Raw genomic sequence first — 25,260 nt, 5'->3', positions numbered from 1 at the left:
GAGTCGGCCGCCGCCCGCAGGTACCGCTCGGCGCGCTCACCGTCGACGAGGTGCGCCGCGGTCAGCAGCGCCTCGGTGACCGACGACGCGCCCGACGGCGTCGCCCCGTCCAGCGGGTCGGCCGGCCGCAGCACCAACTGCGCGGCATCGTCGGCGGTGTCGAACCAGCGACCGGGTCGTCGCGGGTCGGCGAAGTGCCGCAGCGCGGTATCCAGGAGGTCGGTCGCGGTGGTCAGCCAGGCCTGTTCGGCGGTCAGCTGATACAGCGCGAGCAGGCCGCTGGCCAGCATCGCATGGTCCTCGAGGATGCCGGGGCTGTCGCCGACCGCCCCGCCCAGGCTGGCGCGGCGCAGCCGGCCGTCGACGAGGTGCAAGTCGAGCAGCGCGGTCGCACAGCGACGCGCCGCCCGGGCGAGCCCGGGTTCTTCCAGGGCCACGCCGGCCTCAACCAGCGCGGTGATCGCCAGCCCGTTCCACGATGTGATGACCTTGTCGTCGCGTGCCGGCTGGGCCCGGGTGAGCCGCGCGGCCAGCAGCGCGGTCCGGACGCGCTCGGCCCGCTGCGGATCGTCCGGGTCGGCGGGCAACTGCAGCACCGAGCCGCCGTGTTCGAACGTGCCGGAGGGGGTGACCGCGAAAACCTCTGCGGCCCAACGAGCGTCGTCGACGCCGAGAACATCGGTCAGCTGCGCCGGGGTCCAGACGTAGGTCGAGCCCTCGCGGCCGTCGGCGTCGGCGTCCAGGGAGGAGGTGAACATGTCGGTGTCGGCGAGGTCGTCGATCAGGAACGCCGCGGTCTGGGCGGCGACGCGGCGCGCCAGCGGGTCTCCGGTACGCCGGGCCCAGTGCGCGTAGACCCGCAGCAGCAGCGCGTTGTCGTACAGCATCTTCTCGAAATGCGGTACCACCCAAGCGTTGTCGACGCTGTAGCGGGCGAAGCCGCCCGCGAGCTGATCGTAGATGCCGCCGCGGGCCATCGCGTTGCCGGTGCGCGCGACCGCCTCCAGCGCCGCCGGTGAACCGGTGCGTTCGTAATTGCGCAGCAGCGCCTCGAGGATCGCCGACGGCGGGAACTTGGGGGCGCCGCCGAACCCGCCGCGCACCGTGTCCTGGTCGCCCAGCACGGAGGCCACGGCGTGGTCACACAGCGCCGGCGCCACGTCCGGGCCGCCGCCGGGCAGCCCCGAAACCATGCTGCGCAGCTCGCCGGCGATGCGGTCCGACGCCTCCTCGACCTCCGCGCGGCGATCCCGCCAGGTGGCGGAGACGGCCGAAAGAAGCTGCAGGAAACCGTCTTTCGGGTAGTACGTGCCGCAGAAGAACGGCCGGCCGTCGGGCGTCAGGAAACAGGTCATCGGCCACCCGCCCTGCCCGGTGAGCGCGACGGTGGCGTTCATGTAGACCGCGTCGAGGTCCGGCCGCTCCTCGCGGTCGACCTTGATGCAGACGAATCCCGCATTCATCACCGCGGCCACCCCGTCGTCCTCGAACGATTCGTGGGCCATGACGTGGCACCAGTGGCAGGCGGCGTAGCCGATGGAGAGCAGGATCGGCACGTCGCGCGCGGCGGCGTCGGCCAGCGCCCGCGGCGTCCACTGTTGCCAATGCACCGGGTTGTCGGCGTGCTGGCGCAGGTAGGGGCTGGTGGCCAGCCAAAGGGTGTTCGTTCCGGCGGGATCAGCCGGGCTCATCGCCGGAACCTGGTGCCCGCGCGGGACCGTCGGGCCGCCCGGGTTCCTCACCGACCGTGTCGGTGCCCTCGTCGGCCTCCTGATCGGGTTCGGGATGCTCGGGGTCGAACGTTTTCGGCACCTTCTTCAGCTGCCGGTTCATCGACCGCAACAGGAACAGGGTGGCGACCAGCAGCAGCACCACGACCAGCAGGCCCACCGGGCTGGCCTTGCCGAAGTCGGGCCCGTGGTTGTGCGGTCCGTCGGCGATCACCCCGACGAGGTAGTGATTCACCCGACGTCCTCGATTCCGGCGAACAGATCGTCCTCGGGCAGTTTGACCGGAACGCGGGACCGCGCCAGCTCGAATTCCTCAGTCGGCCATAGCCTTTGCTGCCATTCGATGGGAGCGGCGAAGAATTCGGCGTTCGGGTCGATCTGGGTGGCGTGTGCGCGCAACGCGTCGTCGCGCTGGCTGAAGTACGCCGAGCACTCCACCCGCGTCGTCACTCGGGACTCGAACGGGTCGTGCTCGGGATCCCAATGCTTGAGCCACTTCTGGAACGGGCCCTCCTGGCCGCGCTTGACGAACTCGTCGTGCAGCAGCTGCATCCGCGCCCGCAGGAAGCCGTGGTTGTAATACAGCTTGGACACCGCCCACGGCTCGCCGGCCTCCGGGAAGCGGGCGTAGTCGGCCGCCGCCTCGAAGGCGCCGACCGAAACCTGGTGGCAGCGAATGTGGTCGGGGTGGGGGTAGCCGCCGTTCTCGTCGTAGGTGGTGATCACGTGGGGCCGGAACTCGCGGACCACGCGCACCAGGGCCCCGACGGGTTCCTCGAGCGGCACCTGCGCGAAGCAGCCGTCGGGCAGCGGTGCCGGCGGGTCGCCCTTGGGCAGGCCGGAGTCGACGAAACCGAGCCACGTGTGCTCCACGCCGAGGATCTCCGCCGCCTTCGCCATCTCGTCCCGCCGGATTTCGGCCATGTGCTCCAGGACATCGGGCAGGTCCATCGCCGGGTTGAGAATCTCGCCGCGCTCGCCGCCGGTCAACGTCACCACCAACACGCGGTGACCCTCGTCGGCGTAGCGCGCCAGGGTGGCCGCACCCTTGCTGGACTCGTCGTCGGGGTGGGCGTGCACCGCCATCAACCGCAGTTCGCTCACGTGCCCCCTAAAGTTGTCCGAGTCGATTCGCTGGTCGCCCCTGCAGGGCTATAAGAGCTAGAAGCGACCTTATAATTCCAGTTCCGATCGTTGCATCCTGTCGGCCGGCGTCCGGCAGCCCACTAGTCCAGGCATACCCAGGCATGACCGAAACTCCCCTTCCGCGCCCCGAGGCCCGCTACGGGCGGTCGCGGCTGTCCCGCGTGTCGCGGCGTCGCGTGGTCATCGGCCTGGCCGTGCTGGTGGTTGCGACCGGCCTCGTCGTCGCGTTCGTCGGCTACCAGCGGCTCGGCACCAGCGACGTCGCGGGCACGCTGGCCGGCTACCAGGTGATCGACGACGAGACGGCGTCGGTAACGATCAGCGTGACGCGATCCGACCCGTCGCGGCCGGTGGACTGCATCGTGCGGGTCAAGGCCCAAGACGGTAGCGAGACGGGCCGGCGGGAAGTACTGGTACCGCCGTCGGCGGCGGCCACGGTGCAGGTGACGACGACGGTGAAATCATCCCGTCCGCCGGTGATGGCCGACATCTACGGCTGCGGCACCAACGTGCCCGGCTACCTGCGGCCGTCCTGACCACACCCTGAACGGCTCAGCGAAGTTGAACAGTGAATATCGAGTCATCAACTGTTTGCGTGGTGGTAACATGGATGAATGCACGGTTCCTGCTGGGACCGTGTATTGCTGCATTAATGGCCGTGAGGGCACGGAGCGGCGGTGGCCCCAGGCAGCGGGTTCACAGGCTTGCGCGGATACGCGGAACGACAATACGAGGAGCACGACAAGATGACGGATACTCAGGTGACCTGGCTGACTCAGGAGTCACATGACCGACTGAAGGCCGAGCTCGACCAGTTGATCGCGAATCGCCCAATCATCGCCGCGGAAATCAACGACCGCCGCGAGGAGGGAGACCTTCGCGAGAACGGCGGCTACCACGCCGCCCGCGAAGAGCAGGGCCAGCAGGAGGCCCGCATCCGCCAGCTGCAGGACCTGCTCAACAACGCCAAGGTCGGCGAAGCGCCCAAGCAGTCCGGCGTCGCGCTGCCCGGTTCGGTGGTCAAGGTCTACTACAACGGCGACAAGTCCGACAGCGAGACGTTTTTGATCGCCACCCGCCAGGAGGGTGTGAACGAGGGCAAGCTCGAGGTGTACTCGCCGAACTCACCGCTGGGCGGCGCCCTGATCGACGCCAAGGTGGGTGAGACCCGCAGCTACACCGTGCCCAACGGCAACACCGTCGAGGTCACGTTGGTCAGCGCGGAGCCGTATCACTCCTGATCTCTTCGCGAGCAGACGTGAAAGCACCCAAAATCACCCTTTTTGGGGTGCCTTTGCGTCTGCTCGCCGTTAGGCCCGGCCGCTAGACGGCCAGGGCCTGCTCAAGGTCGGCCAGCAGGTCGGCGGCGTCCTCAATGCCAACGGACAGCCGCACCAGGTCGTCGGGCACCTCCAGCTGGGAGCCGGCCGTCGACGCGTGCGTCATCGCGCTGGGCTGCTCGATCAGCGACTCGACCCCGCCCAGCGATTCGGCCAGGATGAAGACCTCGGTGCGGGCACACAGCTCCTCGGCGGCGTGCCGGCCGCCCCGCATGCGCAGCGATACCATGCCGCCGAAGTCGCGCATCTGCCGCTCGGCGACCTGGTGCCCGGGATGGTCGGGCAGGCCCGGATAGAACACCGCGCTCACCGAAGGGTGCCCGGCGAGGAATTCCGCTACGGCCATGGCGTTTTCGCTGTGTCGCCGCATCCGCAGCGCCAGCGTCTTCAGGCCGCGCATCGTCAGGTAGGCGTCGAACGGGCCGGGCACCGCGCCGGCGCTGTTCTGCAGGAAGGCGAAGGCGTCGTCCAGCTCCCAGTCATTGGTGATCAGCGCGCCGCCCACCATGTCGGAGTGGCCGCCGATGTATTTGGTGGTCGAGTGCAGCACGACGTCGGCGCCCAGGGTCAACGGCTGCTGTAACGCGGGGGACGCGAAGGTGTTGTCCACCAGCACCTTCGCGGCGCTTTGTTTGCCGATTTCCGAAATGGCCGCGACGTCGGCGATGGTCAGCAACGGGTTGGTCGGCGTCTCCACCCAGACCAGCCGGGTCTGCGGGGTGATCGCGGCGCGGACGGCCTCCAGGTCGGACAGTGCCACCGGCGTGTACCGGACGTTCCACATGGTGAACACCTTGTCGATCAACCGAAACGTGCCGCCGTAGGCGTCGTTGGGGATGACGACGTGATCGCCGGGCCGCAGCATCGCCCGCAGGGCGCAGTCGGCGGCGGCCATCCCGGAACTGAACGCGCGCCCGAAGGCCGCCTCTTCGACGGCCGCCAGCGAGGCCTCGAGCGCGGCCCGGGTCGGGTTGCCGGTGCGGGCGTAATCGAATCCACCACGCAGGCCGCCGACACCGTCCTGGGCGAACGTGCTGCTGGCGTAGATCGGGGCGTTCACCGCCCCGGTCGCCGGATCCGGCCGATAGCCGGCGTGAATGGCTTTGGTGGCCAGCCCTTGAAACCGGTGGTGTCCGCTGCGGTCCTCGCTCATCGCCGATCAGCCTAATGACAGCCCGGGCCGGGCATGAAAATCGGTGGCCGGGGTAGTCCTCGTTGTCCCACGCAAGACCCCGCTACGACCAACCCTTCGAACCACCCTTCGAACCACCTGACGAAACCACCATGCCCGACGACAGCGCCACCGCGACGGAACTATCCCTTTTCGATCGCTGCGCGACCTATACCGCCGAATGGGCCTCCAAGCCTTCGTTTTTCGCGATCTGCGTGCTGGTGGTCGTCGCGTGGATACCCACCATCTGGGCGCTGCCGACGGTTGACACCTGGCAGTTGGTCATCAACACCGTCACCAACATCATCACGTTCCTGCTCGTCGCCTTGCTGCAGAACACACAGTCGCGCAGCGACCGCGCCGTGCAGCAGAAGCTCCACGCCATCGCCGACGCGCTGCGGAACCTGGTGGACGAACCCGGCGACGAGCGCCCCCGCCTTCCGCGCCGCCTCGGCGCGCTGACCGACGCGACCGGTTCCGAACGGCGACGTTCAGCCGTGTTCGATCGGTAGGCACACCGTCGTCATGATCTTGTCCGCCAATGTTTGCCGCTTGGCGTCCCACAGCGGAAACAGGTAACCGATGTAGCAGATGACCTGGTCGACGAAGTGCGCGAGCTGACGCACGACCGACATCCCGAAGCCGATCGGCTGGCCGGTGACCTCGCTGACCACCTTGAACTTCATCACCGACTTGCCGATGCTCGAGCCGGTGGTGCCCTGGCGGTAGCCGTAGTTCCAGACCAGGTAGGCGATCGCCAGCAGGACGGTCAACCAATACACCAGCATGCCGATGCTGCTGGGCTGGCTGACGCAGTACTGGTTGACGCTGTACTGGTTGACGTCGCTGACGCAGGACTGTTGCGTGGTCAGGCCCTGGACGAGCACGCCGATGCCGACCAGGATGGCGGCCGGGATGTTGTCGATGAGGAAAGCCAGCACCCTGGTGAGCCACGGTGTGTAGGACTCCGTCGGCAGGGCGCGGATCGCCGGCCCGGGCGGCGGCGGCGCGTACCCGCCGGATGACGGGGGCGGCGGCGGGTAGGACCCGCCGCCGGGCGGGGGCGGCGGGGATTGGGGCCCGCCGGATCCGGGGGGTGGCTGGTAAGACTCGCCGGGCGACGGTTGATCGGTCATGGGCAACCCTCCACTGAGTTCGCTGAACCAGGCCGCATTACAGTACCTGAGGGCCGGGCCCGCTAAGAGGATTAGGCGCGATTTGCGCCGCCCGCGATCCGCGCTCGGCTAACGGCGCCCCGACAGTCCGCGGGGCCCCTCCGACAGGAAGCCCAACAAGTCGTACCGGGTGATGACTCCGACCGGCTTCCCCTTCTCCACCACCATCAGCGCGTCCCAGTCGCGCAACGCCTTGCCGGCCGCGCTGACCAACTCGCCGGCGCCGATCATCGGCAGCGGCGGGCTCATGTGCAGTGACACCGCGTCGGCCAGCTTCGCCCGGCCCTCGAAGACGGCCGACAACAGCTCGCGTTCGGAAACGCTGCCGGCCACTTCGCCGGCCATCACCGGCGGCTCGGCGCCGACCACGGGCATCTGCGACACGCCATACTCGCGCAGGATGCCGATGGCGTCGCGCACCGTCTCGGACGGATGGGTGTGGACCAGGTCGGGCAGCTCACCCGATTTGCGGCGCAGCACGTCGCCGACGGTGAACTCCTCGGTCGACCCGTCGAGGCGGCTGCGCAGGAACCCGTACGACGACATCCAGGCGTCGTTGAAGATCTTCGACAGATAGCCGCGCCCGCCGTCGGGCAGCAGGACGACGACCAGCGCGTCGGGCCCGGCTTCCTCGGCGACCCTGAGCGCGGCGACGACGGCCATCCCGCATGACCCGCCGACGAGCATCGCCTCCTCGCGGGCCAGCCGCCGCGTCATGTTGAACGAGTCGGAGTCGGAGACGGCGATGATCTGGTCGGGAATCGTGCGGTCGTACGCCTGCGGCCAGAAGTCCTCGCCGACGCCCTCGACCAGGTAGGGCCGGCCGCTGCCGCCGGAGTACACCGAGCCTTCGGGGTCGGCGCCGATGACGCGGACCCGGCCGCCGGATACCTCCTTGAGGTAGCGGCCCGCCCCGGTGATCGTGCCGCCGGTGCCGATGCCGGCGACGAAATGGGTGACTTTGCCGTCGGTGTCGGCCCAGACCTCCGGGCCGGTGGTCGCGTAGTGGCTGGCCGGCCCCTCCGGGTTGGCGTACTGGTCGGGCTTCCAGGCGCCGTCGATTTCCGTGACGAGCCGGTCGGAGACGCTGTAGTAGCTGTCCGGGTGGTCGGGCGGCACCGCCGTCGGGCACACCACGACCTCCGCGCCGTAGGCGAGCAGCACGTTGCGCTTGTCCTCGCTGACCTTGTCGGGGCAGACGAACACGCACTTGTAGCCCCGGTGCTGGGCGACCAGCGCGAGGCCGACGCCGGTGTTGCCGGACGTGGGTTCGACGATGGTGCCCCCGGGCTTGAGCTGCCCCGCGGCCTCGGCGGCGTCGATCATCTTCACCGCGATCCGGTCCTTCGAGCTGCCCCCGGGGTTGAGGTACTCGACCTTGGCGGCCACCGTGGCGGCGCCGTCAGGGACGACGGAGTTCAGCCGAACCAGCGGCGTTCCACCGATGAGGTCACTGATGTGCTGCGCGATCCGCATGCGTTCATCGTGTCAGGCGGATTCGGGCGGCGCACACTCGCTAGCCGGTGGCTTCGCGGATGTAGTCGCCGATCTGGCGCAGCGACCGGACCGCCTCGGGCACCAGCGGCGCCGCCAGCTGGAAGTCGTGCACCTGACCGGGCCACACCCGCACCTCGGCCGGCACGCCGACCGCCGCCAGCCGGGATGCCGCCAGCCGCGCGTCGTGCAGCAACACCTCGGAGCCGGAGACGTGGATCAGCGTCCGCGGCAGGCCGGGCTTGATGTGCTCCAACGGCTCGTAGATCTCTTCGGGTTTGCCGTCGACGACATTCTTTTCGGCCGCGCCAGCAACCAACTCGACGAGCGCGTCGAACGCGTTGGCGGGGAACATCGCGTCGCTCTTGATGTTGGGGTGGGCCTGCTTGCATTCCTTTGCCAGCTGCAGCAGTGGCGAGATCGCCACCAGGGCCGCCGGCTCGTCACCGTCTTCCTGGAGGCGTTGCGCCAGGGCCAACGCGAGGTACCCGCCCGCGGAGTCACCGGCCAGCACGATCTGGTCCGGCTCGTACCCGCGCTCGCGCAGCCACCGATACGCGTCGTGGCAGTCGTTGAGGGCCATCCCGACCGAATGCTTCGGCAGCAGCCGGTAGTTGACGACCAGCACGGGCGAGTCAGCAAACGTCGACAGGGCCTCGACGAGGCGGCCGTGGGAGTTTGCTCCACAGGTCAAAAAAGCGCCGCCGTGCAGGTAGACCACGACCCGGCGGGTGCCGTCCGCGGGCAGCACGCTGGGCGCGCGCACGAGCTGCGCCGAGGCATTGGGCAAGTTCACGGTCTCGCGGACGGTCGCGGAGACCGGGAGCAGGACGCGGGCCGCGACGTCGATGAGGCCCCACGGCCAGGGCAGGTTCGGGGCGTGGCTGCCGACGGCCAGCACCGGCCGGATCGTCAGTCGTGACGCGAGGTTGGCTACCCGCGCAGCAACGCTGGGCCCGGACTCGAGTACCTCGACCGGTGCGCCGTCGCTGATTGCAAATCTGCGTGCCTCGACTCTACGTCGCTGCAAAACCTCGTGTGGCCGAACGGTATTCCGGGGGGAACCGGATACCTTGCTGGGTGCGGTCATGCTCAACACTTCCTACGCCGTTGTAGTGCGACACAGCATGTGACGAGGCAGCTGAGCGTCCGGTTCAGCCCGATCCCCAGGGCGTCCAGCCAACCCCTGAAAATTAGCTTGGCAGGCGTTGCTGAGTAGAACGTTTGAAGAGTCTGTATTGATACCACATTTGATTCACAACGTGACCCCATGTTCATAAGCCGCCCGCGCAAACCCTGATGCGGAACTAAACTGATTTCCGTGACCATTCGGGTGCCGCGTCGTTCGACGATCGCCCTGGCCACGGCGGGCGCGCTCGCCTCGACGGGTACGGCCTATCTGGGCGCACGCAATCTGCTGGTTGGCCAGGCGGCGCACACGCGCACCGTCATCCCGAAGGCCTGGGAGATCCCGCCGCGCGCCGACGGCGTGTACGGCCGCGGGGGCGGCCCCGTGCAGCGGTGGCAGCGCGGCATACCCGTCGATGTGCATCTGATGATCTTCGGTGATTCCACGGCGACCGGTTACGGCTGTGTGAGCGCCGAGGAAGTGCCCGGCGTGCTGATCGCGCGCGGCCTGGCCGAACGGGCCGGCAAGGCCGTCCGGCTCAGCACGAAGGCCATCGTCGGCGCCACATCGAAGGGCGTCGCCGGTCAAGTCGACGCGATGTTCGTGGCCGGACCGCCGCCGGACGTGGCCGTGATGATGCTCGGGGCCAACGACGTCACGGCCCTCAACGGCATCAGCCAGTCGGCGCACCGGCTGGCCTTGACCGTACGCAAGTTGCGCGCCCGCGGGGCGGTGGTCATCGTCGGCACCTGCCCGGATCTGGGGGTCGTCAGCGCCATCCCCCAACCGCTTCGCTCGCTGGCACACGCGCGGACCACACAGCTCGCCCGCGCGCAGACCGCCGCGGTCCGCGGGGCCGGCGGAGTGCCGGTTCCGATGGCGCAGCTGCTGGCGCCCCGATTCCGGGCCCAGCGCGAGCTGATGTTCTCCGCCGACGGCTTCCACCCCTCGCCGGCGGCATACGCGCTGGCCGCCGAGGCGCTGCTGGGTGCGCTGTGCGACGCGCTGGGCATAGCGGCCGCCGAAGCAGTGCCCGAGGTCCCGGCGCCCGCCGGCGCGCCGGTGCTCGGTGCGGCCCACACGCGCCTGAACGTGATGTCACGGCTGTGGCGGCGCCCGATACCGGGGTCGGCCGCCCCGTCTGGGTGCGGACCGGTCACCACCGACTAGATTTGGTCTGGCCCGTCGGGGTGAACCAACACCCGCCGATGGAGCGAGCCCGCATCCGCTGGAAGGAACAGCCATGCCCGAAGCCGTCATCGTCTCAGCCGTCCGCTCGCCGATCGGCCGGGCCATGAAGGGGTCGCTGGTCAGCATGCGACCCGATGACCTCGCCGCCCAGATGGTGCGGGCCGCGCTCGACAAAGTCCCCGCGCTGAACCCCCACCGGATCGACGACCTGATCCTGGGTTGTGGCCTGCCCGGCGGTGAATCCGGCTTCAACATGGCCCGCGTCGTCGCCGTCGAACTCGGCTATGACTTCCTGCCCGGCACCACCGTCAACCGGTACTGCTCGTCGTCGCTGCAGACCACGCGGATGGCGTTCCACGCGATCAAGGCGGGCGAGGGCGACGCGTTCATCTCCGCAGGCGTCGAGACCGTCTCGCGGTTCGGCAAGGGCAACTCCGACTCGTGGCCCGACACCAAGAACCCACTGTTCGACGAGGCGCAGGAGCGTTCGGCGGCGGCCGCCGCGGGCGCCGACGAGTGGCACGATCCCCGCGCCGACGGGAACCTGCCCGACGTGTACATCGCGATGGGCCAGACCGCCGAGAACGTCGCCATCATGACCGGCATCGGCCGCGAGGACCAGGACCGCTGGGGGGTGCGCAGCCAGAATCGGGCCGAGGAGGCGATCAAGAGCGGGTTCTTCGAGCGCGAGATCACCCCGGTGACCCTGCCCGACGGAAGCACCGTCAGCACCGATGATGGCCCCCGCGCGGGCACCACCTACGAGAAGGTCTCCGAGCTCAAGCCGGTGTTCCGGCCCAACGGGACCGTCACCGCCGGCAACGCCTGCCCCCTCAACGACGGCGCGGCCGCGCTGGTGATCACCAGCGACACCAAGGCCAAGGAACTCGGCCTGACGCCGCTGGCCCGCATCGTGTCCACCGGCGTCAGCGGTCTCTCGCCGGAGATCATGGGGCTGGGCCCGATCGAGGCATCCAAGAAGGCGCTCGCACGCGCCGGAATGTCGATCGGCGACATCGACCTCTACGAGATCAACGAGGCGTTCGCGGTGCAGGTGCTGGGCTCGGCGCGCGAGCTCGGCATGGACGAGGACAAGCTGAACGTGTCGGGCGGGGCGATCGCGCTGGGCCACCCCTTCGGCATGACCGGCGCGCGCATCGCCACCACGCTGATCAACAACCTGCAGGCCCACGACAAGACGCTGGGCCTGGAGACCATGTGCGTCGGCGGCGGCCAGGGCATGGCGATGGTGATCGAGCGGCTCAGCTAATTGCCGCGTTGACTCTGCGTCCGTGGCGCAAAAGTCCGAGTGGATCCCGCCGTCAGCGCAGAGTCAGCACTTTGTCCGAGCGTCCCAGGCTTGCCGAACCCGGCGAATCACGTCGTAAGCCCGGTGCCGCGAGACCACCCGGACGACCGTCCACCCGGCTTCGGCGATGTACTCCTGCCTTTCGACGTCCCTGGCGAACTGCCACGGATTCGTCCAATGTTGTTCGCCGTCGTACTCCGCGGCCAACATCATGTCCTCCCAACCCATATCGAGGAAGTACCGGGGAAAGCCGTCGGCGCCCAGCACGGGGATCTGCGTCCGCGGCTTTGGGAAGCCCGCATCGATCAGCAGGAGCCGTAGCCAGGTTTCCTTCGGCGACTGAGCTCCCGCGTCGACCAGATCCAGCGCTCGCCGTAGTTGACACAAGCCACGCGTATGACGGTGGTTGCCGGCCAGTTCCTCGACATCTCTCACCTTGAAGTCGGTGGCTGCGGCGAGCGCATCGAGGCGAGCAACGGCGAGGCCGAGGGCTCCGCGCCGGCCGAGGTCGAATGCGGTGCGCTGGGGTGTCGTCAGGTACAGACGATCGAGCCGCGTGTATTCGTCACTCAACAGAAGCTCGTCGCGCGTCACGACGCCTCGCGGCGCTCTCGCGTTGCGCCAGATCAATTCGACCGGTGCGTTGTCGTCGACCCACTTGGCGCCGTGCATCGCCGACGCGGCGGCGCCGGCCACCACTGCCTCCCGGCGCGACCAGAGCCAGGCAGCGATGGCGCGCTGTCGCAGCGACGGTTCAAGACGCTTTTCCATGTAGATATTCGGCATGATCGCGCGGTAGTACTTGCGCAGCTCATGCCGGCTGACTTCGCCGGCGGCAAGCGCCTCAGCGCCGATAAACGGTTGGCGGCCAGGCTCCATGTCGGCATCGTGGCAGCCCCCACCGACACCGCGGTTGATCCTGCGTCCACGCAGAGGAAGTGCGAGTGGGGTCCGCCGTCAGCGCAGAGTCGACGCATACGAAAAGACCGGCACGCCAATCGGCGCGCCGGTCTTTTCGTTGAAGCGAGCTAGTCGTTCTGCAGGTAACTGAGCAGGCGCAGGATCTCGATGTACAGCCAGACGAGGGTCACCGTCAGGCCCAACGCGATGCCCCAGGCCGCCTTCTCCGGCGCGCCCGCGCGGACCATCTGGTCGGCCGCGTCGAAGTCGATCAGGAAGCTGAACGCGGCGATGGCGATGCACACCAGCGAGAAAATGATCGCGACCGTTCCGCCGCTGCGCAGGCCCAGGCCCGTGCCGCCGTTCACGTGGAACATCGCCAGCACGAAGTTGCCGAGCATCAAGGCCAGCACCCCGAACAGGGCGGCGACCACCATGCGGGTGAATTTGGGCGTGACCCGGATGGCGCCGGTCTTGTAGACGACGAGCATCCCGAAGAACACGCCGAAGGTGCCCAGCACGGCCTCGCCGATCAGCGCGCCCGCATTGGCGTTCGACACCTGGAAGTTGGCGAAGATGAAGGAGATCGCGCCGAGGAACAGCCCCTCGAGAACGGCGTAGCTGAGCACGATCGCGGGGCTGTCCTGCTTGCGACCGAAGGTCGCGACCAGCACCAGGCCCAGGCCGCCGAGCGCACCGATGAGAGTCAGCGGCATCGCCAGCGCGAGGTTGGCTGCCACCAGGAAGTAGGACACGACGGCCGCGGCTGTCAGCACGCCCAGCGTCATGCCGGTCTTGGTGACGACGTCGTCGATGGTCAGCGGACGGGAAGCCTTGGTCTCCTGGTAGGGGGCCATGTAGGGGTCGGCCTGGTAGTAGCCTGGGGCCGCTGCAGTGCCGAATTGCGCGTATCCGCCCCGCTGCTTGGGCAGCGAGCGAAATACCGGGTTACTTGTCTCCCGCACCGTCGGATCCTCTCTATGGGACTGTGGGTTCGAGCTGTGCGAACAATTGCTCAACGACCAGCGGACCGTCCGGGTTCCCGGCGGACCTGCCATTTCCTGAGGTTTCTGAGCTTTTGCGGCCTCTTTCCGGCCTCGTAACGAACTCTGCTGTTGTTGTCGTCCGGTCAAACATAAACCTTACCCGCGGGCATCGCTCGAGTCGTGACGATCTAGATTGCTGGTCGAGACCGGGCGGCGACTGGAAGGCTGGCGCATTGACTGAGGAAGCTGAGGAATCCGATGAGGTCCTGACCCGCGTCGAAGGCGGCGTCGGGTTGATCACGCTCAACCGCCCCAAGGCCATCAACTCGCTGAACCAGGACATGGTGGACGCGTTGAGCGCCGTGCTCACTCAATGGGAATCCGACGACGCGGTGCGCGCGGTGGTGCTGGCGGGAGCGGGCGACCGCGGATTGTGCGCCGGCGGCGACGTGGTGGCGGTCTATTACAGCGCCCGCAAGGACGGCGTCGAGGCGCGGCGGTTCTGGCGCGCCGAATACCTGATGAACGGCCAGATCGGGCGGTTCACCAAGCCATACGTGTCGCTGATGGACGGCATCGTGATGGGCGGCGGGGTCGGCGTCAGCGCGCACGGGAGCGTGCGGGTGGTGACCGAAACCTCGAAGGTGGCAATGCCCGAGGTGGGCATCGGATTCGTTCCCGACGTCGGTGGGGCGTTTCTGCTTTCCCGGGCCCCGGGCGCGCTGGGGCTGCACGCCGCGCTGACGGGCGCCCCGTTCTCCGGATCCGACGCCATCGCAATGGGATTCGCCGACCACTACGTACCGCACGATGAACTCGCCGCGTTCACCGCAGCGATCGTGGCCGACGGCGTCACGAGCGCACTGGCCGCCCACGCGATCGAGCCTCCACCGAGCGAGCTTGCCGCGCAACGTCATTGGATCGACGAGTGCTTCGCGGGCGACACCGCGGAGGACATCGTGACCGCGCTGCGGCGTCATGGGGCCGGACCCGCGAACGACGCCGCCAACCTGGTCGCCACCCGCTCCCCCATCGCCGTGTCGGTGGCGCTGGAGGCGGTGCGTCGCGCCGCCAAGATGGAAACGCTGGAAGACGTTCTGGTGCAGGACTATCGGGTGTCGAGCGCGTCGGCGCGCTCACACGACCTGGTGGAGGGCATCCGCGCGCAGATCATCGACAAAGATCGCAATCCGAAGTGGTCGCCGGCGACGCTGGCCGAAATCACGGCGGCTGACGTCGAGGCGTATTTCGCGCCGGTCGACGACGACTTGAGGTTTTAGAAAGGCGGTTGGGGTGACGGACAACTACGAGACCATCTTGGTCGAGCGCGATCAGCGGGTCGGGATCATCACGCTGAACCGGCCGCAGGCGCTCAACGCGCTCAACAGTCAGGTGATGCGCGAAGTCACCAGCGCGGCAACCGAATTGGACAACGATCCCGGCATCGGGGCTATCATCATCACCGGTTCGGCCAAGGCGTTCGCGGCCGGCGCCGACATCAAGGAGATGGCGGCCCTGACGTTCGCCGACGCGTTCGACGCCGATTTCTTCGCCGCCTGGTCCAAACTGGGCGCCGTCCGCACCCCGACGATCGCCGCGGTGGCCGGTCACGCGCTGGGCGGCGGCTGCGAGCTCGCGATGATGTGCGACCTGCTGATCGCGGCGGACACGGCGAAGTTCGGCCAGCCGGAGATCAAACTCGGTGTGCTGCCGGGCATGGGCGGTTCGCAGCGGCTCACCCGCGCCATCGGCAAGGCCAAGGCCATGGACCTCATCCTGACCGGGCGCACCATGGACGCCGCCGAAGCCGAACGCAGCGGCCTGGTTTCGCGGGTGGTGCCGGCCGACGACCTGCTGACCGAGGCCAGGGCCGTCGCCACCACCATCTCGCAGATGTCGCGGTCGGCGTCGCGAATGGCCAAGGAAGCCGTCAACCGGGCCTTCGAATCCAGCCTTTCCGAAGGGCTGCTCTACGAACGCAGGCTGTTCCATTCGACGTTTGCGACCGAGGACCAGTCCGAGGGGATGGCGGCATTCATCGAGAAGCGGCCTCCCAACTTCACCCACCGATAGGACGCTTCGATGAGCGAGCCGAGTCCAGCGACGACCGCCCCCGAGGACGAGGCCGGCCGCGAAGCCGAGCCGGAAGCCAAACCGGAAACCGGCAAGCCTCGCGAACCACGCGCGCGCGAAAACCCTTGGTGGGTCCGCCATTACACCTTCATGGGCACCATGGTTGGCCTCATCTTCATCTGGTTTTCGATGACGCCGTCGCTGCTGCCACGCGGCGCGCTGTTCCAGGGACTGGTCAGCGGCATCTCCGGTGCCATCGGCTACGGGTTCGGGGTCTTCGGCGTCTGGCTGGTCCGCTTCATGCGCACCAAGAATTACAGCCCGCCCGCGCCGCGCTGGGCGTGGATGGTGCTGATCCCGGTCGGCGCGGTCGGCATGGTGGTCATGGCGATCCGGTTCCACGTCTGGCAGGACCGCGTGCGCGACCTGATGGGCGTGCAGCACCTGAAGTGGTACGACTACCCGGTGGCCGCGGGCCTGTCGCTGGTCGTCTTGTTCGCCTTGGTCGAAATGGGCCAGTTCATCCGCTGGCTGGTCCGTTTTCTGGTCGAACAGCTCGATCGAATCGCGCCGTTTCGCCTTTCGGTGACCATCGTCATCGTCGCGCTCGTGGTGCTGACCATCACCCTGCTCAACGGCGTCGTGCTCAAGTTCGCCATGCACACCATGAACAGCACCTTCGCCTCGACCAACAACGAGATGAATCCCCATACCGCGGCGCCGAAAACGCCGCTGCGATCCGGTGGCCCGCAGTCGCTGGTGTCGTGGGACTCGCTGGGCCATCAAGGCCGCATCTTCGTGGAGGCCGGCCCGACGGTCGCCCAACTCACCGCTTTCAACGGGACCCCGGCCGCCGAACCCATCCGGGCCTACGCCGGGCTGAACTCCGCCGAGGACATGACGGCAACCGCGGACCTGGCGGCGCGTGAGCTGCAGCGCACCGGCGGACTGCAGCGCGCCGTTGTCGCGGTCGGCACCACCACCGGCACCGGCTGGATCAACGAGGCGGAGGCCGATGCGCTGGAGTACATGTACAACGGCAACACCGCGATCGTGAGCATGCAGTACTCGTTCCTGCCGAGCTGGCTGTCGTTCCTGGTGGACAAGGAGAACGCCCGCCACGCCGGCCAGGCGCTGTTCGAGGCCGTCGACAGGCTGATCCGCCAGATGCCCGAGGGGCAACGGCCCAAGCTCGTCGTGTTCGGCGAGAGCCTGGGGTCATTCGGCGGCGAGGCGCCGTTCATGAGCCTGAACAACGTCCTCGCCCGCACCGATGGCGCGCTGTTCAGCGGGCCGACGTTCCAAAACACCATCTGGACGGATCTGACGGGCACCCGCGACCACGGCTCCCCGGAGTGGTTGCCGATCTACAACACCGGCAAGAGCGTCCGATTCGTTTCTCGCGCAAGTGATTTGGAGCGCCCGAACGTCCCGTGGGACCTTCCGCGGGTGGTGTACCTGCAGCACGCTTCTGACCCGATCGCCTGGTGGTCCCCCGACCTGTTGTTCGCCGAACCGGACTGGCTGCGCGAGAAACGGGGCTACGACGTGCTGCCCGAGACCCGCTGGATCCCGGTGGTGACCTTCCTGCAGGTCACGGCTGACATGGCGGTGGCCGTGGACGTACCGGCCGGACACGGGCATCACTACGTCGCCGATGCGGCCGACGCCTGGGCCGCTGTGCTGTCGCCGCCCGGTTGGACCGAGGAGAAGACGGCCAAGCTGCGGCCCCTGCTCCATTCCGATGCCACCTCCACCGGATAGCTAGAGCCAGCGGCGAACCGTCGTGCCGGTGCACGCCGGCACCCCCGGACCCCGGCCGACGGAATCACCGGCCAATTGATCGAGCACGCCGGAACCGGCCAGGGCGCGGTAGCCGCCGATGACGTCGGTGGCGCGGTGCAGGCCGATGTCGAGCAGCGCGGCCGCCGCCAGGCTGGACGTGTAGCCTTCCGAGCACACGATCACCCATTCGACGTCGTCGTCGACGGCCTCCGGCAGCCTGGCGTCGCTGGTCGGATCGCAGCGCCACTCCAAAACATTGCGTTCGATCACCAGCGCGCCCGCCAGCTCACCCTCGCGCAAGCGCTGGGCCTGCGGCCGGATGTCGACCAGCACCGCCCCGCGCCGCAGCGCCTCGGGCACCTCGGTGGCGCGAAGGCGGCGAAACCGGCGCCGGGCCGATCTCAGGACAACGTCGATGCGGCTCATCAGGATCCTTCCGGTTGATCGGTCAGTTCGGTGCGCTGGCGGCGCAGCCTGTTGCGGTCGGTGACGTCGTAGTACGACATCGCCGTCAGCGGCGGTGAATAGGCGTGCACGCTCAGGGTCGGCTGCACGGGTGCCGCCGCCTTAGTCGGTGCCTCAGTCGGTGCCTCTGTCGGGGGCCGCGGGACGGGCCGGGGTGCCCACACCACGTCGTGCACCCAGCCCAGCGGGAACCCGGCCTGATCCCCGGCGTCCAACCGGCGTCGCCGCAAACCCCGCCCGTCCCAACGGAATTCGTTGAGCGACCCGGACACCACGGTCAGCGCGCCGAGCGACCCGCCGTGGTCGTGCAACTCGGTGGCGTGACCGGGAACCCAGCTGATCAGCCAGATGTCCAGCTCCTCGTCGCCGTCGATGCGGGTAAACCAGCGCTTCGACTCCGGTACCCCGCCCTCGGGCAGCAGTTGGTCGAAGCGCCCGCTGAGCACATGGTCGGCGGCCTGGTCGGTGGCGTGCAGCAGGTCGGGCACGCGCAGTCGCGTGGGTCCCGACCCGGGCTTCAGGCGCGACGAGACGGTCAAGGTGCGCGGTGCCCCGGGGGCGACGGCAGGCAGCGGAACAGAAGCGACGGGAACGGACATCGAGGAGCTCCAGGGTCAACGGATGGGCAAGCGGCGGCGTGTTACGGCCGACAACACTCGCAAAATCCGAAGCGCTCCATCACGGCCGCCAGTGTTGCATAGATTGAGACCGTGCGCTGTTGCGGTCATCGCCCCGGGCGGCAAGGCGGGGTTATCGTCGCGGCGCTTCTCCTGGCGGTCGCGGGCTGCGCGCATGGCGCGCCCGGCGGCACGGTGACGTCCTCGTCGGCGCGCCCGTCGGACATCCCCCGGGGCCCGGCCTCGGCGCCGCCGGGCGCCGTCGGGCTCACCCCGGGCGGGGTGACGACCAGGGTCGACGTCCCCGCGGATTCGACCGAGGAGGAGTATTTCCAGGCCTGTCACGCCGCAAGGGCCTGGATGGAAGCCCAGCCCAGGACGGGTGGGTCGCTGTTCGAGCCGTACCTGGCGATGGTCCAGGCTTCGCCGGCGGGCACGCCCGGCACCTGGAGCGCCCGGTGGTCGGACCTGACGCCGGCCCGGCAGGCGGCCGTGATCACCGCCGCGCGCGCGGCCGCCGACGACGAATGCGGTTAGCGCGGGTCCCCGGCGCCAATTGTGATCATGCGTACAAAAAGTGCCCACCCGGCCGGTGTGGCGGCGTGCGGCCGCGCAAAATGAACGGATGCCCGGCGGACGTGGCGAAGGGGTGGCGGGTCGATCGTCGCCGACTCGGGCGGCGCTGGCGCTGGGCAGCGGCGGCGCCCGCGGCTACGCCCACATCGGCGTCATCGAGGCTCTGCGCGCCCGCGGCTACGAGGTCGTCGGGATCGCCGGCTCCTCGATGGGCGCGATGGTCGGTGGCCTGCATGCGGCCGGGCGCCTCGACGAGTTCGCCGACTGGGCGAAGTCCCTGACGCAGCGCACCATCCTGCGGCTGCTGGACCCGTCCATCAGCGCGGCCGGCGTGCTGCGGGCCGGGAAGATCCTGGACGCGGTGCGCGACATCCTCGGCCCGGTGTCCATCGAAGACCTGCCCATCCCCTTCACCGCGGTCGCCACCGACCTGCTGGCCGGCAAGTCGGTGTGGTTTCAACGCGGCCCCCTCGACGAGGCGATCCGGGCGTCCATCGCGATCCCCGGGGTGATCGCCCCACACGCGCACGACGGACGCCTCCTGGCCGACGGCGGCATCCTCGACCCGCTGCCGATGGCGCCGATCGCCGCGGTGAACGCCGACCTGACCATCGCGGTCAGCCTCAGCGGCAGCGAGGTCGGCGGCACGGCGGACCGTCGCGACGCGGAACCGGGGGCCACCGCCGAGTGGTTGAGCCGCATGATGCGCAGCACGTCCGCGCTGCTGGACACCGCGGCGGCGCGGTCCCTGCTGGACCGGCCGACCGCGCGTGCGGTGCTGAGCAGGTTCGGGTCCGACGATGCGGAAGCCGAAGACGTCGGCCCCGACGACTTCGCCGACCTTTCGGTCGTTCCCAAACTGGGCAGCTTCGAGGTGATGAACCGGACCATCGACATCGCTCAGTCGGCGCTGGCGCGCCACACGCTGGCGGCCTACCCGCCCGACCTGCTGATCGAGGTGCCGCGTTCGACGTGCCGGGCCCTGGAATTTCACCGGGCGGTGGAGGTGATCGCCGCGGGCCGGGCGCTGGCCAACGGCGCCCTGGACGCGCTGGAAGCCGAGCCGGAGCAGGCCGCGCACCCCGCGCTCGAGGGCTGAGCGGGGCGCGTCAGGCACCCAGGAACCGCGCCACGGCCCGCGCTTCGCGGCGGCCCTGTTCGCGCCCGGCCAGGGCCGAATCGATGCGGCAACGCGGATCCAGCGCATTCGGTCCGAACGCGGCCAGCGAGTCGGCGTCGGCGAACACCGCGAACGCCGCGCCGGCGAACGCCGCGATCTCCGCGGCCGGCCCCGCGCCGAAAGCCGCCGGCGCATCGGCACCCGACGGCACCAGCACCACCGCCGCGCCGCAATCGCCGGCCACCGGAAGGTTGACCGAGCTGGCCACCCCGCCGTCCATATACCGCCGGCCCCCGATCGTCACCGGCGGCCACGCCCCCGGCACCGCGCAGCTGGCCGCCACCGCGTCGACGAGCCCGGCACCCGACGTGCGATCGAAGACCACCAGTTCGCCGGTGGCGACGTCGATGGCGGTGATCCGCAGCGTCCGGTCCGGCCAGTCGTGTGACGGCAGGCGCCGGGCGATCACCCGGCGCCGGACGGCCTCGGGAACCGTCTTGGCGGCCAACGCCACGGCCCCGATCCGCCGCATCTGCTGTCGGGTCCGGTCCGGCGCCTCGTCGTATGGTTCGGCCAGGGCGGCCGCGAAAACCTCGGTGATGTCGTCGATGTCGACGCCGGAATCGATCTCGGCCGACGAGGCGGCGACTTGCCGGTCGTACAGGGCCTCGAGCGGGCAGCCGCTGCCGAGCTGCGCGGCGACCGCCGAACCCGCCGAGGTCCCCACCAGCACATCCGAAGCCAGCAGCGCCCGGGCCGCAGCGGGCGACTCGTCGGCGATGCCACGCAAAATCCCCGTCTCCCAAGCTATTCCGGCTATGCCGCCGCCGCCGAGCACGAGCGCGCGTCTCGTTGCCACTCCGGAAGTCCCTACACCGACGTGTGCTGCGCCCGCTGGGCGGCCTCGCTCAGGTCGGCCGGGCGGAGCGGATGCGCGGGCGCGTCGGGCAGCACCATGCTGCGGGTGACCCGCAGCATGGCGCCGACGTGGACCAGCTCTCCGGATTCGAGCAGGCTCCAGCGAGGATCGTCGTCCATCGGTTCGCTGGCGAACACCACCGAGGAGCGGGTGCACAGATGCTCGGACCGCGCGCGGATTCGGTTTGTGCGCAGGTCGAATTCGGGTGCTCCCGCCTTGCGTTCGTAGTGCCGATCCAGCACATAGAGCTCGTGCGCCTGTGGGTATCGCAGCGCCCACATGTCGGTGGCCGTGCTCAGCAGCACGTTGACCGCGTAGATCGGCACATTGGCCGCCAGCCACCGGATGGCGTCGACCAGGCCGGCGGTCTCGTCCCCGTTGCGGGCGCGGATCGAACCGGTGATCAAGGCGAATACCCGCTCGGAATCGGTCTCGCCCAGAACCAGGTCGTCGGTGCCGAGTTCGCGCAGCCGTTCGTCGATGTCATCGAGGCCCTCGACCACGCCGTTGTGGGCGAAGATCCGGCCGTCCTGCAAAAACGGGTGCGTGTTGCGGACCTCACACGACCCCGTCGTCGCGTAGCGAACGTGGGCGACGAAGGTGGTGCCGGTCAGCTCGTGCGCTTCGGTGGCGAACTGTGTGTCGTGCCAGGCCGCAATCGGCTCCTTGTGCACCTGTGGCCGGCCGTTGCGGTCGAACACGCCCAGGCCGGTGCCGTCCGGGTTCCTCCGGCTCTGCTCGGACAGGCTGTCCGGGGCGTTGAGCAACCAAAAGGTCGCGGCGCAAACGTCGGTCCCGGCGTGCAAGCCAAAAAGTCGGCACATGATTCCGACGGTACCGAACGCGATCGGGCCGGCTTGGTTCCGCGACAGAGGCCGACGTGAATCGCAACCGCTGACGTCTTGTCGGCGCGTTTCAGCGCGCCAGGCCCGGAGCGGCCCGGCCGGTGATCGGCGGCAGGTCGAAGAAGCTTTGAATCCCGGCAGGGGCGGCGCAGGTGGCGGGGACCGCATTGACGCAGTGCGCGGCGGTCGCGACGATCCCCGGGTTGCTCCGCAGCCCGGCTTCGACGCTTTCCGGCTGCCATCCCTTGACCGTCACGAAGGCGTCCGGGTTGCCGCGTACCTCGATCTCGTAGCGCTCTCCCGCCGGCCCGAACGACCAAGGCGGGTCGAGGTTTTCGGACCCCATCAGCCAGTTCACCGTGATCCGCACGACCACCGCGTCACCCACGAGCGCCTCCCAGTGGAAGCGGCGCCCGGCGACCTGGCCGGGCCCGATCGCCCCGATCGGCGAGTCGATCGGCGCCGTCGCGACGGCCACCTCCTGCGACGACCGGATGGGACCGGCGGCGAAGCCCAGCTGGTCGACGCAGAGCCGGACCGACTGGGTGAAGCCGCCGTCGAGCAGCTTTTGCATCGGCCCGGTGAGCGCGCTGTCGGGCGTCCCGCCGAAGCCCATCACGTAGCGCAGCACATCCGGTGCGCCATAGGTGCGAAGGTCGGAAAACTCCTCGGCGCGAACGAAAGTCACACCCGTTGACATCACCGACAACAGCAGCGGAAACAGCTCGGTGGCCGCACCCGGCCCGATCCCGGCGCCGTGCAGCGTCGCATTGCCGGCCTGCGCGGCGACTTCCAGTGGGGCGCCTTCCTTTTCGCTCGGGTAGAACCACCCGAGCGGGGTCACCACGTTCTTGCCCGAGCGCAGCAGAGCGGCGACTTCCTCGGCGTTGGGCAGCAACGGGGCGTAGATGACCGCATCGGCGTCCAGCGCGAGCACCTCCTCGATGCTGTTGGTCGCCGTGACGCCCAGCTTCGGCGCGCCGATGATGGCGCCGACGTCCTTGCCGGCCTTGGCCTCCGAATGCACCCAGCAGCCGACGAGTTCGAGCTCGGGATGTTCCAGCACGCCCTTGATGGCCGCGGTGCCGACCGACCCGGTCGCCCACTGGATGACTCGCAAGCCCATGCTGCCACCTTTCCACTCTGCCTAGCAGACGCACGGTCGCTCAGTCGCGGGCCTCGACCACCCAATAGCCGTGCTCGGCGTATCGCGCCCGGATGGCCTTCTTGTCATACTTGCCCACGCTGGTGCGCGGAATCTCGTCGACGAACGTCCACCGCTCGGGCAGCCACCACCGGGCCACCTTGTCCGCGAGGAACTTTCGCAGGTCTTCCGCGCTCACCGACGGGTGCTTGGCGACGATGACCGCCAGCGGTCGCTCCTGCCACCGTTCGTCGGGAACCCCGACCACGGCGGCCTCGAGCACCTGCGGATGGCCGACGAGGCAGTTCTCCAGCTCGACCGACGAGATCCATTCCCCACCGGACTTGATGACGTCCTTGGCCCGGTCGGTCAGGGTGACGAAGCCCCGCTCGTCGATGCGGCCGACGTCGCCGGTGCGCAGCCAGCCGGAGTCGAACTTGGAGGCGTCGCGTCCGAGATAGTAGGAGCCGGTGATCCACGGGCCGCGGACCTCCACCTCGCCGACGGCCTCGCCGTCGTTGGGCAGCACCGCGCCGTCGTCGTCGACGATCCGCATCTCCACCCCGCCAACCGGCTGGCCCTGCGTCGCGCGGAACGCCCAGTGCTGATCCTCGGGGGTCCCCGGTGGCGGCCAGGCCATGGTGGCCATCGGCGACGTCTCGGTCATGCCCCAGAGCTGGCGGATCTGCACGCCGTGCTTTTCCTCAAAGGTGCGCATCAGCGACACCGGAACAGCCGAGCCGCCGCAGACCACCATGCGGAGCGAGGACATGTCGTGCTCGGGGTCGTCCTCCAGGTGGTGCAGGACGTCGTTCCAGATGGTCGGCACGGCGCCCGCCAGCGTGGGCCGCAGGGTTTCGATCATGCGGATCAGCGAGCGGGCGTCGAGATGGCAGTCGGGGAGCACCAGGTCGGCACCCGCCAGCAGCGCCGCGTACGGCAGCCCCCACGCGTTCGCGTGGAACATCGGCACGATCGGGAGCACGCTGTCGATGGCCCCGACGCCGTTGCCGTTGGTGGTGCACACCGACATGGCGTGCAGGTAACTCGAACGATGGCTGTAGACAACGCCTTTCGGGTTGCCGGTGGTGCCGCTGGTGTAGCACATCGCGGCGGCGGACCGCTCGTCGATCTCCGGCCACTCGAAGTCGGTCGACTCGCCGGCGATCAGATCGGCGTAGTCGAGCACGGTCTTGCCGGAGTCCCGCAGCGCCCCGGCTTGTCCTTCCGGGCACTCCCCGACCACGATCACCGTCTGTACGGTCTCGAGCTCGCCGAGCACCGGGGCGAGCAGTTTGGCCAGCGACGCGTCGACCAGCACCACGCGGTCCTCGGCCTCGTTGGCCACGTAGGCGATCTGCTCGGGGAACAGGCGGATGTTGAGGGTGTGCAGGACGGCGCCCATCGACGGCACGGCGAGGTAGGCCGCCAGGTGTTCGGCGTTGTTCCACATGAACGTCGCGACGCGCTCGTCCCCGGTGACGCCGAGGCGGCGCAACGCGTTTGCCAGCTGGGCGGCCTGCTGGCCCAGTTCGCGGTGGGTGATGCGCCGGTAACCATCGCCGGTGGCGGTGGTGACCGTGCGTGCCCCATGGATGCCGCAGCCGTGCCGCATGATCGCGGCGATGGTCAACGGGAAGTCCTGCATCGTGCTGTCCATCGCGGTACCGCCTCACTCTCGGTGCGACGCCGCCACGTGGGCGGTCGGGCGAATGCTATCGCCGCACGCGGCATGAGAGAACGGGTTCCCCCGACAATGTGCCTTTTTACGCGTGTTGGCCCGGGTTTACCGGTCAAGGGTCAGGCCAGGGCCGGCTCGCCGCGGCACAGCTCGGGCACGACCCATTCGGTCCGCGTCTCGCTCTCGTGCACCGACGTCTCGATGCCCAGGGCGACAAGGGCGGCGACCGGCGCCACGGTGACGGCACCGGAATAGTCGGCGATGTAGAGGTACTTGGCGTCCGCGCTTTCGACCACGCACGACGGCTGATCGGCCACGACAGTGCCGATGACGTCGTGCGTGAGAGTGCACAGCACCGCGACGCCGTCTTCGCTGACCAGGTAGGCGCGATCACCGTCGCCGCTGAGCGTCAGGCCGGTGAGCATGCCGCCGATCTCGCCGATCTTGCGCGTGCCGGTGACCCT

25 protein-coding genes and 1 pseudogene are annotated in these 25,260 nt (G+C 69.0%); 10 read left to right on the top strand and 16 right to left on the bottom strand.

The annotated features are described in order from the left end of the window. From VMD50_RS26485 to mca, 3 genes are all read right to left on the bottom strand, one after another. Positions 1-1,691, bottom strand: a 1,691-nt coding sequence (locus VMD50_RS26485) for a thioredoxin domain-containing protein (protein ID WP_325432365.1), incomplete at its 3' end; no start/stop codon positions are given. Beyond that, positions 1,678-1,965, bottom strand: coding sequence for a hypothetical protein (locus VMD50_RS26480; protein WP_325432363.1), 288 nt, complete (start codon positions 1,963-1,965; stop codon positions 1,678-1,680). The genes VMD50_RS26480 and VMD50_RS26485, both read right to left, overlap by 14 nt. Next, positions 1,962-2,834 carry a mycothiol conjugate amidase Mca gene (gene mca, locus VMD50_RS26475; protein WP_325432361.1) on the bottom strand — a complete coding sequence of 291 codons (873 nt, stop codon included), beginning with the start codon at positions 2,832-2,834 and terminating at the stop codon, positions 1,962-1,964. Before mca ends, VMD50_RS26480 begins: the two co-directional genes overlap by 4 nt. A gap of 143 nt (positions 2,835-2,977) precedes the next feature. Here mca and VMD50_RS26470 point away from each other — a divergent pair, with 143 nt between their 5' ends. Then, positions 2,978-3,412, top strand: a complete 435-nt coding sequence (locus VMD50_RS26470) for a DUF4307 domain-containing protein (RefSeq protein ID WP_325432360.1) — start codon at positions 2,978-2,980, stop codon at positions 3,410-3,412. A gap of 210 nt (positions 3,413-3,622) precedes the next feature. After that, complete coding sequence (gene greA / locus VMD50_RS26465; protein WP_077102456.1) at positions 3,623-4,117, top strand: transcription elongation factor GreA; 495 nt, start codon at positions 3,623-3,625, stop codon at positions 4,115-4,117. Positions 4,118-4,199: 82 nt separating this feature from the next. Here the strand turns inward: greA and VMD50_RS26460 are convergent, their stop codons facing one another. After that, positions 4,200-5,369, bottom strand: coding sequence for a cystathionine gamma-synthase (locus tag VMD50_RS26460; RefSeq protein WP_325432356.1), 1,170 nt, complete (start codon positions 5,367-5,369; stop codon positions 4,200-4,202). A gap of 131 nt (positions 5,370-5,500) precedes the next feature. On the opposite strand from VMD50_RS26460, the gene VMD50_RS26455 reads away from it, so the two are divergent. Then, positions 5,501-5,899 (top strand): low affinity iron permease family protein, encoded by a 399-nt coding sequence (locus VMD50_RS26455; protein WP_325432354.1) that lies wholly within the window; start codon positions 5,501-5,503, stop codon positions 5,897-5,899. On the opposite strand, the gene VMD50_RS26450 is transcribed toward VMD50_RS26455, so the two are convergent. The 3 genes from VMD50_RS26450 to VMD50_RS26440 form a co-directional block, all read right to left on the bottom strand. Further along, positions 5,879-6,523, bottom strand: a complete 645-nt coding sequence (locus VMD50_RS26450; protein WP_325432352.1) for an RDD family protein — start codon at positions 6,521-6,523, stop codon at positions 5,879-5,881. The two genes, VMD50_RS26455 and VMD50_RS26450, sit on opposite strands and share 21 nt — an antisense overlap. Before the next feature lie 108 nt (positions 6,524-6,631). Beyond that, the gene (locus VMD50_RS26445) at positions 6,632-8,038 is read right to left on the bottom strand and encodes a cystathionine beta-synthase (protein WP_325432350.1); all 1,407 of its coding nucleotides are present in this window, start codon (positions 8,036-8,038) and stop codon (positions 6,632-6,634) included. A 40-nt stretch (positions 8,039-8,078) separates the two neighbouring features. Further along, positions 8,079-9,146, bottom strand: a complete 1,068-nt coding sequence (locus VMD50_RS26440) for an alpha/beta hydrolase (RefSeq protein ID WP_325432348.1) — start codon at positions 9,144-9,146, stop codon at positions 8,079-8,081. 231 nt (positions 9,147-9,377) lie between these two features. On the opposite strand from VMD50_RS26440, the gene VMD50_RS26435 reads away from it, so the two are divergent. After that, positions 9,378-10,355, top strand: a complete 978-nt coding sequence (locus tag VMD50_RS26435) for an SGNH/GDSL hydrolase family protein (RefSeq protein WP_325432346.1) — start codon at positions 9,378-9,380, stop codon at positions 10,353-10,355. A gap of 73 nt (positions 10,356-10,428) precedes the next feature. Continuing rightward, entirely contained in the window at positions 10,429-11,646 is a 1,218-nt protein-coding gene (locus VMD50_RS26430) for an acetyl-CoA C-acetyltransferase (RefSeq protein ID WP_325432343.1), read from the top strand. 63 nt (positions 11,647-11,709) lie between these two features. Here the strand turns inward: VMD50_RS26430 and VMD50_RS26425 are convergent, their stop codons facing one another. After that, positions 11,710-12,564 (bottom strand): endonuclease domain-containing protein, encoded by an 855-nt coding sequence (locus VMD50_RS26425; protein ID WP_325432341.1) that lies wholly within the window; start codon positions 12,562-12,564, stop codon positions 11,710-11,712. A gap of 149 nt (positions 12,565-12,713) precedes the next feature. After that, positions 12,714-13,550: a Bax inhibitor-1/YccA family protein gene (locus VMD50_RS26420; protein ID WP_325432339.1), complete on the bottom strand. Its 837-nt coding sequence runs from the start codon at positions 13,548-13,550 to the stop codon at positions 12,714-12,716. A gap of 254 nt (positions 13,551-13,804) precedes the next feature. Between VMD50_RS26420 and VMD50_RS26415 the strand changes: the two genes are divergently transcribed. Genes VMD50_RS26415 through VMD50_RS26405 form a run of 3 tightly spaced genes read left to right on the top strand, consistent with a single transcriptional unit; the run spans position 13,805 to position 17,408 of the window. Then, a complete protein-coding gene (locus VMD50_RS26415) occupies positions 13,805-14,851 on the top strand; it encodes an enoyl-CoA hydratase/isomerase family protein (protein ID WP_325432337.1) in 1,047 nt (348 codons plus the stop codon). Positions 14,852-14,864: 13 nt separating this feature from the next. Next, a complete protein-coding gene (locus VMD50_RS26410; protein ID WP_325432335.1) occupies positions 14,865-15,644 on the top strand; it encodes an enoyl-CoA hydratase in 780 nt (259 codons plus the stop codon). A 9-nt stretch (positions 15,645-15,653) separates the two neighbouring features. After that, the gene (locus VMD50_RS26405) at positions 15,654-17,408 is read left to right on the top strand and encodes an alpha/beta hydrolase (RefSeq protein WP_325432333.1); all 1,755 of its coding nucleotides are present in this window, start codon (positions 15,654-15,656) and stop codon (positions 17,406-17,408) included. On the opposite strand, the gene VMD50_RS26400 is transcribed toward VMD50_RS26405, so the two are convergent. After that, entirely contained in the window at positions 17,409-17,855 is a 447-nt protein-coding gene (locus VMD50_RS26400) for a rhodanese-like domain-containing protein (protein ID WP_325432331.1), read from the bottom strand. Then, the gene (locus VMD50_RS26395) at positions 17,855-18,493 is read right to left on the bottom strand and encodes a cupin domain-containing protein (protein WP_325432329.1); all 639 of its coding nucleotides are present in this window, start codon (positions 18,491-18,493) and stop codon (positions 17,855-17,857) included. The genes VMD50_RS26400 and VMD50_RS26395 overlap by 1 nt, the downstream gene beginning before the upstream one ends. A 111-nt stretch (positions 18,494-18,604) precedes the next feature. Here VMD50_RS26395 and VMD50_RS26390 point away from each other — a divergent pair, with 111 nt between their 5' ends. Both VMD50_RS26390 and VMD50_RS26385 read left to right on the top strand, forming a co-directional pair. After that, positions 18,605-19,048 carry a lipoprotein LpqV gene (locus tag VMD50_RS26390; protein WP_325432327.1) on the top strand — a complete coding sequence of 148 codons (444 nt, stop codon included), beginning with the start codon at positions 18,605-18,607 and terminating at the stop codon, positions 19,046-19,048. Positions 19,049-19,136: 88 nt separating this feature from the next. Beyond that, positions 19,137-20,186 (top strand): patatin-like phospholipase family protein, encoded by a 1,050-nt coding sequence (locus tag VMD50_RS26385; RefSeq protein WP_325432325.1) that lies wholly within the window; start codon positions 19,137-19,139, stop codon positions 20,184-20,186. Positions 20,187-20,196: 10 nt separating this feature from the next. Here VMD50_RS26385 and VMD50_RS26380 read toward each other — a convergent pair whose 3' ends face one another. From VMD50_RS26380 to VMD50_RS26360, 5 genes and pseudogenes are all read right to left on the bottom strand, one after another. Next, positions 20,197-21,066, bottom strand: a complete 870-nt coding sequence (locus tag VMD50_RS26380) for a patatin-like phospholipase family protein (protein ID WP_325432323.1) — start codon at positions 21,064-21,066, stop codon at positions 20,197-20,199. Positions 21,067-21,077: 11 nt separating this feature from the next. Continuing rightward, the gene (locus tag VMD50_RS26375; protein ID WP_325432321.1) at positions 21,078-21,950 is read right to left on the bottom strand and encodes a class II glutamine amidotransferase; all 873 of its coding nucleotides are present in this window, start codon (positions 21,948-21,950) and stop codon (positions 21,078-21,080) included. Between the two features lie 91 nt (positions 21,951-22,041). Then, positions 22,042-23,097, bottom strand: a complete 1,056-nt coding sequence (locus VMD50_RS26370; RefSeq protein ID WP_325432319.1) for an NAD(P)H-dependent amine dehydrogenase family protein — start codon at positions 23,095-23,097, stop codon at positions 22,042-22,044. A gap of 40 nt (positions 23,098-23,137) precedes the next feature. Then, positions 23,138-24,775, bottom strand: coding sequence for a long-chain fatty acid--CoA ligase (locus tag VMD50_RS26365; protein WP_325432317.1), 1,638 nt, complete (start codon positions 24,773-24,775; stop codon positions 23,138-23,140). Positions 24,776-24,915: 140 nt separating this feature from the next. Further along, positions 24,916-25,260, bottom strand: a pseudogene (locus VMD50_RS26360) (YncE family protein); the annotation flags it as partial.

The sequence above is a fragment of the Mycobacterium sp. genome, from assembly GCF_035506235.1.
Lineage (GTDB): Bacteria > Actinomycetota > Actinomycetes > Mycobacteriales > Mycobacteriaceae > Mycobacterium.
The sequence above is the reverse complement of the archived record's forward strand: the minus strand, read 5'-3'. Positions and strand labels throughout refer to the sequence as shown.

Coding starts and splice junctions, on each gene's coding strand:
- VMD50_RS26365 (WP_325432317.1), bottom strand. CDS start 24,775: ATGGACAGCACGATGCAGGACTTCCCGTTGACCATCGCCGCGATCATG.
- VMD50_RS26430 (WP_325432343.1), top strand. CDS start 10,429: ATGCCCGAAGCCGTCATCGTCTCAGCCGTCCGCTCGCCGATCGGCCGG.
- VMD50_RS26375 (WP_325432321.1), bottom strand. CDS start 21,950: ATGTGCCGACTTTTTGGCTTGCACGCCGGGACCGACGTTTGCGCCGCG.
- VMD50_RS26470 (WP_325432360.1), top strand. CDS start 2,978: ATGACCGAAACTCCCCTTCCGCGCCCCGAGGCCCGCTACGGGCGGTCG.
- VMD50_RS26395 (WP_325432329.1), bottom strand. CDS start 18,493: ATGTCCGTTCCCGTCGCTTCTGTTCCGCTGCCTGCCGTCGCCCCCGGG.
- VMD50_RS26385 (WP_325432325.1), top strand. CDS start 19,137: ATGCCCGGCGGACGTGGCGAAGGGGTGGCGGGTCGATCGTCGCCGACT.
- VMD50_RS26370 (WP_325432319.1), bottom strand. CDS start 23,097: ATGGGCTTGCGAGTCATCCAGTGGGCGACCGGGTCGGTCGGCACCGCG.
- VMD50_RS26440 (WP_325432348.1), bottom strand. CDS start 9,146: ATGACCGCACCCAGCAAGGTATCCGGTTCCCCCCGGAATACCGTTCGG.
- greA (WP_077102456.1), top strand. CDS start 3,623: ATGACGGATACTCAGGTGACCTGGCTGACTCAGGAGTCACATGACCGA.
- VMD50_RS26445 (WP_325432350.1), bottom strand. CDS start 8,038: ATGCGGATCGCGCAGCACATCAGTGACCTCATCGGTGGAACGCCGCTG.
- VMD50_RS26425 (WP_325432341.1), bottom strand. CDS start 12,564: ATGGAGCCTGGCCGCCAACCGTTTATCGGCGCTGAGGCGCTTGCCGCC.
- VMD50_RS26450 (WP_325432352.1), bottom strand. CDS start 6,523: ATGACCGATCAACCGTCGCCCGGCGAGTCTTACCAGCCACCCCCCGGA.
- VMD50_RS26405 (WP_325432333.1), top strand. CDS start 15,654: ATGAGCGAGCCGAGTCCAGCGACGACCGCCCCCGAGGACGAGGCCGGC.
- VMD50_RS26455 (WP_325432354.1), top strand. CDS start 5,501: ATGCCCGACGACAGCGCCACCGCGACGGAACTATCCCTTTTCGATCGC.
- VMD50_RS26400 (WP_325432331.1), bottom strand. CDS start 17,855: ATGAGCCGCATCGACGTTGTCCTGAGATCGGCCCGGCGCCGGTTTCGC.
- VMD50_RS26460 (WP_325432356.1), bottom strand. CDS start 5,369: ATGAGCGAGGACCGCAGCGGACACCACCGGTTTCAAGGGCTGGCCACC.